Genomic DNA, 12555 nt, shown 5'->3' with positions numbered 1-12555 from the left:
GTCTCGACTTTTCACCATAAGTTGCGCGTTCGCAAGCGGCCAGTCGTCCCGGCTGAGCGCGGGGCCGCCTTCCGACGCTCGAGATATGACGGATGTTATGGCTCCGCGTAAGACAGGAGGTGTCCCGCGGCGAAGCGAAATCGCGAACAGGATAAGCTGATCGGCGTGAGAGTGGGATTTGAGCTCGGGCTGTTTGGCGGCCGTGCCGGTCACCACAGAGATTTCTGGCGGCCAAGTGGCCGGCAGGCGCGCGCCCGGGCCAGATCGGCTGAAGCCCCGCTGTGCATCAACATGGTGCCCGGTTTAGCGACGTCGAAGGGAAGCGCGCTTCCGGCGGCTACGCCCGCCTGGCCAGCAACGTCACGCGGAGGCATTCAGGCAATTCTCCGGCGCAGCACTAGGCGGTCGGAGCCTTGACTCAGACATCCTGCCGGTCAGGACGGCGCACCGGGCATCGGCAAGCCACGCGTTTTTAACGCATTTGAGCCAGACCGGATCGGGAGCAATCGGCCTAGGCGATCCTCGCGCGAGGCGTTATCAGCACTTTACAGAATGAGGTCGCGCCGGGGACGGGGCGGGGGAGCCAGGATGCAGACGATCAGCCCGCGCTGGGTGCGCGATTTTTCCAGATTCTTGCCGCTGAAGAGCCAGTTCCTGCTCACTGGCAATGTGCGCGATCTCCACATCCGCCCGGTCGGCAATCACGTGACGGCTGCGCCGCTGTGCGACGTCCTCGCCGAAACGCTCCATGCCGCCGGCTACGCCGATGTCATTCGCTACGATCCGGTGTCGGGCTTCGAGCTTCTGCACCGCCCCGACGGCACAATTGGAGACGAAGCCGTCCTAACCGGGCTTGGCCTTACCGTCGCTGGGGGAAAGGCCGCGGGCGGGGCCGACCTCCTCGGGCATGTCATCGATCGCCTGATCGCGCGCGAGGGCGCGCCCGTAGCGCTCGTCGTCGACTTCGCCTCGCGTCTGATCATCAGGAGCGATGCGCTGCAACCCCCCGAGCAGGCGCTGTTCACGCGCGCGCTTGTCGCCAGTCAGACTGCAATCGCCCGGCCGACGGGTCCGGGAAGATCGCCACGGTTCAACAGCGTCATCTGGATCGCCGAGAAGGAGGGCGATCTCCCGGATTGGCTCGTCGTCGAAAACCCTCGGCTGCGCCACATCCCGGTAGCGCCGCCCGACCGCGCCGCGCGCCGCGCCCTCGCGCCCTCGCTCCTCAGGGCGCTGCCCGGTGCAGCCGATGCGGATGCGGAGGCGCTTGCTCAAGCGGCAGACGATCTGATCGACGCGACCGAAGGCTTGCTGCTCGTCGACCTGGGCGCGATCGCGCAGCTGGCGCGCGCCGAAGCGGTCGACGTGTCGGACATCGCCGAGGCCGTCCGCCGGTACAAGGTTGGCGTGACCGAGGATGCCTGGCGCAAGATCGAGCACGACCGTATCCGCGATGGGGCCGCGGCGATCGAGAAGCGCGTCAAGGGCCAGTCGCATGCTGCGGTCCATATGCTCGACATCATCAAGCGCGCGGCAACCGGGGTCGGAGCCTCGAAGCGCGGCGGCAGGCCGCGCGGCGTAGCGTTCCTCGCCGGGCCAACCGGGGTCGGCAAGACCGAGCTCGCCAAGACGGTGACCGAGTTGCTCTTCGGCGATGAAAGCGCCTACATCCGGTTCGACATGTCGGAGTTCAGCGCCGAGCATGCCGATCAGCGGCTGATCGGCGCACCGCCCGGCTATGTCGGTTATGACGTCGGCGGCGAGCTCACCAATGCGGTGCGCGAACGCCCGTTCAGCGTCGTCCTGTTCGACGAGATCGAAAAGGCGCATCCGCGTATTCTCGACAAGTTCCTGCAGATCCTCGACGATGGCGTCCTAACCTCGGGACGCGGCGACCGCGTCTATTTCTCCGAGGCGCTGATTATCTTCACGTCGAACCTTGGTATCTACGCCACCGCGCTCGACGGGAGCCGCAGCGCGGTGGTGTCTCCGGACCAGCCGTTCGACGATGTCAGGCGCCGCGTGCGCGGCGAGATCGAAAATCATTTCAAGCTCGTGCTCAACCGCCCCGAAATCCTCAACCGCTTCGGCGAGAATATCATCGTCTTCGACTTCATTCGCCCCGATGTCGCTGCCGAAATCTTCGAGGCTATGGTCGATGCCGCCCTCGGCGATGCACGGGGTGCGGGTTATGATATCGCCATGAATGACGATGTGCGTGGCAAGCTTCGCTCGCTTTGCACCGCGGACCTCACCAACGGGGGGCGCGGCATCCGAAACAAGATCGAGGCGCACCTGATCAACCCGCTTGCCCGCGCGCTGTTCGACGCGCCGCCCGACGGGCGCGTCATGATCGCATCGATCGAAGCGGGCGCGACGACGACGCTCGGCCTGGTGCCGGGATGAGCGATATCCGCATCTCGCGCCTCCACTTCCCGGTCACGACGCTCGGACCCGGGCGCAGAGTCGGCCTCTGGTTCCAGGGCTGCTCGATCCGCTGCCCCGGCTGCATCTCGGTCGACACCTGGGACAGCGACGAAGGCCATGTGTCGATCGCTAGTGTCAGCGGCGAGCTCGCGCGGCTCGCTTCTGCCGCGGATGGCCTGACGGTGTCGGGGGGCGAGCCCTTCGATCAGCCCGAAGCTCTTGCGGAAATGCTCACCGTCTGGCGCAGCGTCTCGCAAGCCTCGGTCTTTCTGTTCACGGGCTACGAGCTGGAGCGGATCGCGCCCTGGCTTTCGCAGCATCCCGGGCTTATCGACGCGCTGATGACGGGGCCTTTCCGCTCCGACCTGCCACAGAGCATGGCGCTGCGTGGAAGCGACAATCAGCGACTGCACGTCCTGACCGAGCTGGGCAACGCGTTTCTTGAGCTTGAGCGCAAGGCGGATGCTGCGGACCGCCGGCTCGACGTGCTCTTCGACGGCGAGGGGCACGCCTGGTTCGCGGGTATCCCTGCGCGCGGTGATCTCGCGCGGCTCCGCCGGCTGCTCGCCGCGCAAGGACACCGTGCCGAGACGTCCGATCGCGCTGCGGGAGAGCGTGTGCCATGATCCGCTTCTGCCCCAATTGCGAGACCGAAAGACCCGCCGACGAAAGCTTCTGCGAAGGGTTCGTGGGCGACGTCCAATGTGCATGGCCTCTTTCCAGCGTGCCGCTGCGTGCAGAAGGCTGGCGGCCTGCGCCTGCTTCGACAGTCGCAGGTGACGCGCCTGCGCCCGCATCGGCGCAATGCCCTAACGGACATCCGGCCGCGCTAGGCGACCTCATCTGCAATATCTGCGGCGAGGATATTAACGACGCCGGGGAAGGCGGGTCTGGTGTGGACGTGCCCGCAGCTGCGGGGGACGAAGCGGCCGATACCCCGACCAGCATCGATGGCTGGACGATCCTCGACCGGTTGCCGTCGGCCGCCGACATCGAGCAACGCTTTTCCGCCGAGCGCGAAAGCGACGGTCAGACCGCCTTGCTCATCCTCTACCATGAGGCGAGCGAGCCCGACGCGGACGTCTATGACGCGCTCCGCCAGCTCGACCGTGCCCATGTCCCCGAGATCATGGCGACCGGCCGCTGGAACGGCCATGCCTATGAAGTGCGCGAGGATTTAGGCGGCGAAACGCTAGCCGAACTCGGGCTGTTGCCCGACGATCATGAGACGCTCCGCGCGATCGTCGAAGAGTTGGGTTCTGCTCTCCATGCGTTGGCGGAGTGCGGGCTTCGGCACCGGGACCTCAATCCCGGCGCGATCCTTGTGCGACACCGCGAGCCGCTCGATCTCATCGTCACGGGGTTCGGCTCGGCGCGGCTCTCGGACTATGACCTCGACATCGTCTCGCCGCTCGAGATCACCCGCTATACCGCGCCCGAAGCGGTAGCGGGCGGGGTAGCCGCGGCGAGCGACTGGTGGAGCCTCGGAATGATCTTGCTCGAGCAGGTCACCCGCGGCGATTGTTTCGCCGGCGCCGACGACCAGACTTTCCTGATCCATGTCCTCACCAACGGCGCTCCGGTGCCCGATAGCCTCGCACCCGAGGTCGAGCGCCTCCTGCGCGGCCTTCTCGCCGCCGATCGTCGCCAGCGCTGGGGCTGGGACGAGGTGCGCCGCTGGCTCGCCGGCGAAATGCCGCCGGCGCCGGAAGCCGACGCCGGATCCGAGACCGCGGCGGGCCGCCGCATGATCGGACTCGGCACCTCGCGTTACGGCAGCGCGCAGCGATTTGCGCTCGCCGCCGCGCAGCCCGCAGACTGGGACGAAGCCTCCCGCTTGCTCCAGGGCGGGGAGCTTCTGACCTGGCTCGAAGACGCGGGCCATCCCGTGGAGGAGCGCCGCGAAGTCCGCGCCTATGCCGAGCTCGAAGGCGTCACCGAAGACCTGCGCCTGGCGCTCGCGCTCAAGACGCTCAACTCCGCGATGCCGCTGGTGGTACGCGGCCAGATCGTGACGCCGGGCTGGCTCCTCGATCATCCCGACGACGGCTATGCCCTGATTACCGGACCGGTGCCGGAGATCCTCGAGCGCGCCGACAGCGAATTATGGCTCGCGCGGCTCCAGCGGCGTGAAATCCAGATCCGCGAACGGGCGCGCCTGCTCGAGGTCGAGCTCGACGAGGCGCTCCTGCGCGCCAACGTCCTCTCGACTTCGAAAAGCCGTCTCGCCGCTATCTGGGAGGAGCGGCGGCGCATCCTCGCCGACACCGAGCATCCCGGCCTACTGGCGATCGTCGAGCGACGGATCACGGCGGAGGAAGATTATATCCTGTTGCTGAGCGCTGCGGTGCATCAGTTCAGGACGGTCGATGCGATCCTCGACGAGACGGAAAAGACGGCCTTTCGCGCTGCGGTCGTCCCGTTCGACCGCGCGGTTGCCGAGGAGTGGCTGACGCGGACCCGCCGCGATCTCAACGCCGCGATCGAAACGCGGCTCGAAGGGTTCGCGCGATGCGGTCTCGAACGCGTCGACGAATGGGCCGACCGTTTCCGGATCGAACGCCGCCTGCCGATCGTGCAGGCGCTCGCCTTGCTTTCGGTCCCCGATGACGCGTGGCAGAAGCCAGCGCGCCAGCAATATGTCGCGACGCTCTTGGAGTTTTATGCGCGCCGGATCACCGGCGCAATCATGCGCGGGCCGCTCACGCGGATGGTGATCGGCAAGACGACCTCGCGGCTCGACCTCATGGAAGTCGACAGCGCGCGGCGCCCGGCAGGCTCGATCCTCGACCACATCCTGCTGCGCGGCGAGCAGACGATCAGCGTCGACCCGGCGCCCTTCATCGCCGACCCGAAGATCGAGCGCCGCCTGCGCACCCTCCACAGTCACGCCACCCTCTATCGGCGCGACACCGGGATCGACGGTCTCTATCTCGGCTTCCCTTTCCTCGTCCTACAGGAAGCCAAGCTCGGCGTGCGCCCGCGGATCGCGCCCGTCCTGCTATGGCCGGTGCGCCTCAATCCCGAAGTCGGCGCGCGCGCCAATGTGACGCTCGCCTTCGATCGCGGGCGCGAGGAAGTGCGGCTCAACCCTGCTTTCGACACGCTGCTCGGGGTCGATACGGCGCAGCGGTGGAAAGATGCCGCCGACGCCCTGCTCGGGCGCGCCTCGGTCACCGCGGCCGAGGTCATGGAAGCCATTGCCGGCTTCGGCGCCGTGGCGAGCGAAGCGATCCAGCCGCTGCCATCGAAGGACATCAAGGTCGCGCCGGGCGAAGATCGACTTTTCTGCTCGGCCGCGCTTTTCCATCTCGGCTTCTTCGGCCAGGCGGTGATGGAAGATTTGCGCCAGCTGAAGTCGGTACCGCCTTCGGGCACAAGTCTCGAAACCGCGCTGCGCGTCGGCGAGGAGGTACTTCGGCCGCAATCGGACCAGCCGCACGAGGGCGACCGCTATTTCACCTCGGACAGCGATCCCTCGCAGGAAGCCGCGGTCATCGAGGCCCGGTTCGGACGCGGTCTTGTCGTCGAGGGGCCGCCGGGCACCGGCAAGAGCCAGACGATCGTCAACATGGTCGCCGACGCGATCGGCACCGGGCGCAGCCTTCTCGTCGTCTGCCAGAAGCAGACCGCGCTGGAAGTCGTGCACAAAAGACTCGAGGCCGCCGGGCTCGGTCAGCGCATCGTGATGATCAACGACGTCAACCGCGACCGCGAGAATGTGATCAGGGTGATTCGCGAGCAGATCGAGGATTTGCATGCCCGCCCGGGATGGATGTCCTTTTCTCCGGCCCGCCGTATTCAGACGGCGGCGCGCATCGAAAATATCGAAGGCGAGCTCGATCGTCATCACCGCGCAATGCACAGCGTCGATCCGGCAACCGGGCTCAGCTTCCGCGCGATCCTCGGCGAACTCATCGCGCTCGCCGCATCGGGGGACCTGATCCCGGTGCCGTCGCTGCGCCGCAAGCTGGGGCCCCTCGACCCCGGCTCGGTCGCGACGCTCGAGGAAATTTGCGGCCCGCTCGCCCGCGTGTGGCTCCCGGCACGCTATGAAGGCAGCGCGCTTGCGGTGACGCTTCCGTTTGCGCACGACGATGCCACGGTTGGTTCGTTCCGATCCGACCTCGATGCTTTGGCTGAAAGCGAAGAGGAGCGTCTGGCCGTGATCGAGCGCACCCCAAATGCGCTCCTCATCTTCGATCCCGAACCCTATCGCGGCTGGTCGCGCCAGCATGGCGCGGCGCTGCTTGGTCTCGCGGATCGCGAACGCGTCCGCCTCGCGCGCTGGCTTGTCCCGCTTGCGGGAGCGTCGAGCCGTGAAGCTGGCAGCACACCCTGGCAACGCGAACTCGCCGATCTCGAAGCAGCCTTTCTTCGGCTGCCCCCCGACGATGTTCCGGTCGACGCGTTACAGCCGGTGCTGGCGCTCGAAGACGAGGAGCTGGGCGAATGGCTGGAGCTGTCCGACCGACTGGCTGAAAAGCCCGGCTTCTGGGGCCGCCTGTCACCGGCGCGCTGGCTCGCGCGGCGCAAGCAACGCGCCTTCGTGAAGGCCGAGGGTATTGTCGAGCTGGCGGAGTTCCGGCGGGCGCTGCAGCGCGAGCGCGATCTCCGTCCGCTGCGCGAGCGGCTCGTCCACACTCTGGTCGAGGCGGGCGAGCCTGCAGGCGCGCTCGGATCGGAGCGCGTCGATACACTCGTCGCGGCGACGCGCGACCTTTCCGGCGCGCTGGCGTCGGCCGAAGCGTTGGTAGCGCGGCTCGAAGACTATCCCGAGCCCGCCGTTGCGGTCGCCATGGCCAAGGCCGCGACGCGAGAGGCCGTCGACGACTTGATCGAAGGTATCGACCAAGGCGTTGCCCGTCATGCCGCGCGCACCGCAAGCCTTGCGGCGCTCGCCAGGCTAGAACCCTGGATCGAGGCGGTGTGGCTCACCGGCTGCCGCGAGAATGTGGCTGCCGATCGGTCCAATGCGCAGCGATTTGATCCGATTCTGGAGGAAGCGTCGCATGTCGGTCCTTACCAGCGGTTCCGTGCCCGTGTACCGCAGCTCGCTGCGGACATCATGGCCTGTTTCAACGAACTGTCGCGCATTCGTGGCGAACTTGAAGAACTACCCGCCGAGGAGCTCGAGCCCGCTGTTCGGCGGATCCTTGGCGCCGAGGCCCGTCTCGCCTGGAAAGCGCGGCTCGAAGCCGGGGCCCCCGAGCTGCTGCTGGAAGCCGACGAACTCGAAACAAAGGTGAAAGGTCTTGCGGAAGCGGACCTCGAGATGCGCCGGCTCAACAAGGAGCTTCTCGTCAACGGTACCGACGAGCGCGACCTCGCGCCGCGCCGTGACTGGGAGAATATCACCAGGCTGCGCGGCCAGCGCGCGCGCCGACTGCGCGAGTTCGTGGAGCTCGGCGCCGATCTTGGGCTCATGAAGCTTCGTCCGATCTGGCTCGTGAACCCCGACGTCGCGAGCCGCCTGCTGCCGCTTCGCAAAGCGCTTTTCGACACCGTGATCTTCGACGAAGCCTCGCAAATTCCGATCGAATATGCGCTGCCTACCCTTTACCGCAGCGCCCGCATGGTGGTCAGCGGCGACGAAAAGCAGATGCCGCCCACAGCCTTCTTTTCGAGCCGGGTCGAGAACGACGAGGCCGAGATATTCGAGGGGCACGCGGCCGACGAGGATCTCGACGAAGCCGAACGCGCCGAGGTCGATGAAAGCTGGAACCGGCGCGAGATCAAGGATTGTCCGGACCTGCTTCAACTTGCCAAGTCGTCGCTGCCCGCGACAACGCTGCAGATCCACTATCGCTCGGTCTACCGTGAGCTGGTCGAATTTTCGAATGCGGCCTTTTATGCGAACCGCTTGAGCGTGCCCGCGCGGCATCCCGCCGAGGAAATATTGCGTAAGCGACCGATCGAGATGGTGCGCGTAGATGGCGTCTATGATGATCAGACCAACCCCGACGAAGCGCGCCGCGTCGCCGAGATCGTCCGCGACCTCTGGCGCGAGGGCGGCTCGCGGCCGCCGACGCTCGGCGTCGTGACCTTCAACCGCAAACAGGCCGACCTCATCGACGAAGTACTTGAAGAGCTGGCCGAGGGCGACCGGGGATTCCGCGAGGCGCTGACACGTGAGCGCGACCGGGTAGAAGGCGGCGAAGATGTAGGCTTCTTCGTCAAGAATGTCGAAAATGTTCAGGGCGACGAACGCGATATCATTCTTTTCTCGTCGACCTTCGGTCGCAACGCGCAAGGCGCCTTCCGCCGCGCCTTCGGTGTGCTCGGCCAGACGGGCGGCGAACGGCGGCTGAATGTCGCCATTACGCGCGCCCGCCAGAAGATCATCCTAGTGACCTCGATGCCGATCGCGCTGATCTCGGACTTTCTCTCAACGCGGCGGCCGCCCGCGAGCCCGCGGGATTATCTCCAGGCGTATTTCGAATATGCGCGCCTCCTCTCAGACGGCGACAGCTCGGGCGCGGAGGCGCTTTTACGGCGGCTTTCGCCCGGCCCCGCCGACGGCGATGCGACTCGGCGTTTTGCCGCCGATGGCCTCGAGACGCTTATCGCGAACGAAATCCGTGCGCTGGGATGGGAGCCCGTTCGCGTCAGCGACGTCGGGGCCTTCGGGCTCGACTTCGCGATCGAGGATCCCCGAACCGGGCTCTACGGCATCGCGATCGAGTGCGACGCGCCGCGGCACCGGCTTCTCGAGACTGCGCGGGCGCGCGAAATCTGGCGGGGGCAAGTGCTGCGGCGAGCGATCCCCGCGATTCACCGCGTCTCGTCGCATCGCTGGTTCGACGAACCCGAAATCGAGCGCGCACGGCTTCGCCGCGCAATCACCCGCGCGCTCGGAGAGGCGGCATGAGCGGTCCCAAAGTCGTGCGGATCGTCACCCGCGAAGAAATATTGGCGCTCTGCGAAGGGCAGTTGGCGCGCGTCGATGCGGCGCTTGCCGACTGGCGAAGGATCGCCGGCGCCGACGCGGGAGCGATCGCGCAAGCCGAGCAACGCCGCGCCTCGCTCGCGGCGCATATCGCAGCCGACCGGTTCATGGACCTGCAAAAGGAGGCGCCACTCGAGGAAGCTTTCCTGCGCGACGACATCGCCGCGCGTCTCGCCGCAGCCGCCGCGCAGGAGGCCGCGAGCCGCGCCCGCGGGCGGCGGCAGGCCGAAGCCGGGAAATCGGTGGCTGCCGCGCTGGAGCGGGGAGGGCAGACCATCGATGCCGATCTCAGGCGGCGGCTCGAATCGGGCGATGCCGAGGCTGTTGCGGCAGGGCTGGCGGCGTTGGGGCAGGCAAGCCCGGGCGGAGCAGCCAGCCGACAACAATCCGAACGTCTCGGCGAGGGTGCCGAGCGGCGCGATTTTGCGGCGTGGCTTTCAGCGGAAGGAATAGAAGAAGAAAATCCCGAGATCGCGAGGCTCGACGCGCGCATTTCGGAAATCGCCTTGCTCGAGTCTGCGGCGCCGGTCGCCGATTGGCGCGGGCGGCTTCACGGCGCGATAATGGCCGATGCGCGCCGCCGACCGCTTCTGCTTGATGCACTCGGTGGTGAACTCCGCCGCGCGCTCGAAGCCGAGAAAGCGCGCGCGCGGTTGTCGGCAAATCTGGCAGGCCTCCTCGCAGAAGCCGCTGCTGCCGGGCTCGACACATCGGCGTGGCGTGAAGATGAAGGCGAACTGGCCGGTGTCCGTATATCCGAGCGCCTTGCATCGGTGACAGCAGCGCTCGATGCGCACCGGGCTGCGCGGGCGGCCGGCGAACGACGCGGCGCCGTCCTCGAAGCATTGGCGGAACTCGGATATGAGGTTCGCGAAGGCATGATGGGCGCGTGGGCCGAGCAGGGAGAGCTCGTCCTCGCTAATCCTTCGCGCCCGGGTTACGGCATGGAAGTTCGCGGGGGCGGTGAAAAGGCCGAGCGCATCCAGATGCGCGCCGTCGCTTTCGAGGGCAATGCGGCAAGCACCGATCCGGGCCGGGATCGCGACGCCGAAACCTTGTGGTGCGGCGATGTGATGCGCCTGCGCGCCCAGCTCGCCGAAGAGGGCGGGCGGCTCGATATCGAAAAGGCGCTCGACATCGGCGCGGTACCGCTCAAGCGCATAGCCATCGTCGGTAGTCCCGCGACGATCGGCGGAACATTGCCGGCGCCGGGCAAACGAACGCTGCCCAGCCCTTGACCCGTTTGGTCGCGGACGGGGGAGACTCTAGACGCCGTACCGCTTGTTGCCCCCGCTGGTGATGCAATAGCGACCGCCGCGCGGGCCGATGCACACCTGACTGCCGCTACACGGACAACCCGACTGGCTGCTGCTTCCGCTGCGGCGCTTGGAGGATCTGGGCTTCTTCTTTGCGGAAGCGCGCGTGCTCGAGCTCAGTCCATAGCTGCTCGATCCAGACGTCGACGACCCGTAGAACGACGACGGCCCCGACGAGGAAGAGGAAACATAGTCGCCGGAGAGATAGCGCGTCAGCACCCAGCAGTCGGGGGCGGAAAGGCGCGACCAGGTGCCGCTTTTTTCCCGGACGGTGACGCTCTGTCCGCGCTCAAGCTTTGATACAACTGCCTCCGACGCGGCAGGTCCTGCGCGGCAGTTCAGCACATTCGCCGACACATATTCGGCTGCGGCTGGTGTGCTCATGAAAAAGGCGGCGCTTCCAACCAGCGCCGCTGACATAATCCGCTTCACGATAATCCCCCAAATTTCTTGGCCCAGGATAGACTGCCTGATGCGCCGTTGCAACGTCCTCAAGGCGCCGATTTGCGCCAATTTGGTGGCATGAATGCGCGGCAGCGGAGCATGTCGACGTCTCACTCAATACTGATGATCACTTTTAAGCTGTCATGCCCAAAATCGAAGTAGGTCTCAATGTGATCGAGGTCTATTGCGACCAGTGCTTTCTAGGGAAGCTGGCGTCCGCTGGCGGAATTCGCGGTGGCAAGATTTGCGTCAGCTTTCCCCGCATGTCGCCTAAAAGCGGAATGTCTCCAAACGGCCAATTTTTGTTGTGTAGGGGTGCCGGCGCCACACCGGCGGCCCGCGAGGCAGCGCAACTCGCATAGGAAGCATTGCCTCCGGTCAGGCGTTGCGGCCGCTCGGCAGGCGCAGACCGAGAGGAAAGCCATAGCAATGCCGGCCGCCATTCTTGCGATTGTTGTCGCAACCCTCTGGGGGCCGCCCGCCCGGATGGCTCTGCGCCCCTCCAGGAATCCCGGCGGCGACGAGCGAAATTACCATCGCGATTGTTCGCATCTCCCGCGCGGACCCTCCAATTCGGTTCGCGAGTCATCGCTGCAGTGTGAAACGGCGGTCTAAATTCGGACAGCGACAATCGCAGCCTCAGGACGCGTTGTAGAAGACCGTGTCCTGATCATTCAGATTGCCGATACCACCGGCAGTTCTGCGCAGCGGCACAACGGAGCGCAATTCGGGCGCTCCAGTCCTTGCGGACGGTGGGGAGGTCGGTGTGTTCGGCGGCCATCATGGTGCCTCCACGTCGTCAAAGGCGACGGCTCAAGTAGAGCCGTCGCAGTTGAAATGGAGAAAGCTCTCCATTGGGTCGCGCGCCGTGCTTAGCATCGCCGTGCTGGAGTCGCAAAGGGCGTATTGGGTCGTTCACGAGGCCCAAATTTTATGTCGCCCTGATCGTTGTGGTCGCCTGCGCCGCCTGCGGTCTTTTGCGCCGGGCTAATTTCACCGACACCTGGCAAGTACGCATTTCGAGAGGGGGAGGCCCGCCCGGAATCGAAGGGTGGGGTTGCAGAACGCCAGGCGGGCCTCGCGATTGATCGCGCGACTTTCGAAAAAGATGCGCGGATAGTGAAATTTCCGGGTCGCTATCGCTGGCGAACAGCTTAGTGGACGCGAGACGGCCAGCAGTGGGGACTGCGCCGATCCGAGGGACTGTCATGGCGGAGATAGAGGTTCGGGGACCCGACGAGCGTGGCGACTGGTTTTTGGTGGCTGTTGATGGCGAACAGGAAACCACTTTCGCAGAAGGATACAGCACGGAGGCCGAGGCCCAAGCGGCCGCCGCCGCGATGAGAATGAAGCGCTTATGAATGCGCTGGCGAGCCAGGGCGGCTGCCGAGCTTAATCACTTGGCCTTTCGGTTACGGT

Annotated in this window: 5 protein-coding genes; 4 read left to right on the top strand and 1 reads right to left on the bottom strand. The window is 66.0% G+C overall.

The features are described from left to right. Nucleotides 1-588: 588 nt before the first annotated feature. The 3 genes from EEB18_RS02335 (at nucleotide 589) to EEB18_RS02325 (ending at nucleotide 9298) form a co-directional block, all read left to right on the top strand. Nucleotides 589-2406 (top strand): AAA family ATPase, encoded by a 1818-nt coding sequence (locus tag EEB18_RS02335; RefSeq protein WP_187140802.1) that lies wholly within the window; start codon nucleotides 589-591, stop codon nucleotides 2404-2406. Next, on the top strand, nucleotides 2403-3053 hold the full coding sequence (locus tag EEB18_RS02330) for a 4Fe-4S single cluster domain-containing protein (RefSeq protein ID WP_187140803.1): 651 nt from the start codon (nucleotides 2403-2405) through the stop codon (nucleotides 3051-3053). The genes EEB18_RS02335 and EEB18_RS02330 overlap by 4 nt, the downstream gene beginning before the upstream one ends. Before the next feature lie 269 nt (nucleotides 3054-3322). Further along, on the top strand, nucleotides 3323-9298 hold the full coding sequence (locus tag EEB18_RS02325) for an AAA domain-containing protein (protein ID WP_222943138.1): 5976 nt from the start codon (nucleotides 3323-3325) through the stop codon (nucleotides 9296-9298). Nucleotides 9299-10641: 1343 nt separating this feature from the next. Here EEB18_RS02325 and EEB18_RS02320 read toward each other — a convergent pair. Further along, nucleotides 10642-11205, bottom strand: coding sequence for an SH3 domain-containing protein (locus EEB18_RS02320; RefSeq protein ID WP_187669064.1), 564 nt, complete (start codon nucleotides 11203-11205; stop codon nucleotides 10642-10644). 1139 nt (nucleotides 11206-12344) lie between these two features. On the opposite strand from EEB18_RS02320, the gene EEB18_RS02315 reads away from it, so the two are divergent. Further along, nucleotides 12345-12497, top strand: coding sequence for a hypothetical protein (locus EEB18_RS02315; RefSeq protein ID WP_187140807.1), 153 nt, complete (start codon nucleotides 12345-12347; stop codon nucleotides 12495-12497). Nucleotides 12498-12555: the final 58 nt, after the last annotated feature.

This window comes from Sphingopyxis sp. OPL5 (assembly GCF_003797775.2).
Classification (GTDB): domain Bacteria; phylum Pseudomonadota; class Alphaproteobacteria; order Sphingomonadales; family Sphingomonadaceae; genus Sphingopyxis.
Note: the sequence above shows the minus strand (reverse complement) of the source record. Positions and strands in the feature narration are given on the sequence as shown.

What these genes read in the sequence shown, in the direction of transcription:
- EEB18_RS02315 (WP_187140807.1), top strand. Translation starts at nt 12,345, where the DNA reads ATGGCGGAGATAGAGGTTCGGGGACCCGACGAGCGTGGCGACTGGTTT.
- EEB18_RS02335 (WP_187140802.1), top strand. Translation starts at nt 589, where the DNA reads ATGCAGACGATCAGCCCGCGCTGGGTGCGCGATTTTTCCAGATTCTTG.
- EEB18_RS02330 (WP_187140803.1), top strand. Translation starts at nt 2,403, where the DNA reads ATGAGCGATATCCGCATCTCGCGCCTCCACTTCCCGGTCACGACGCTC.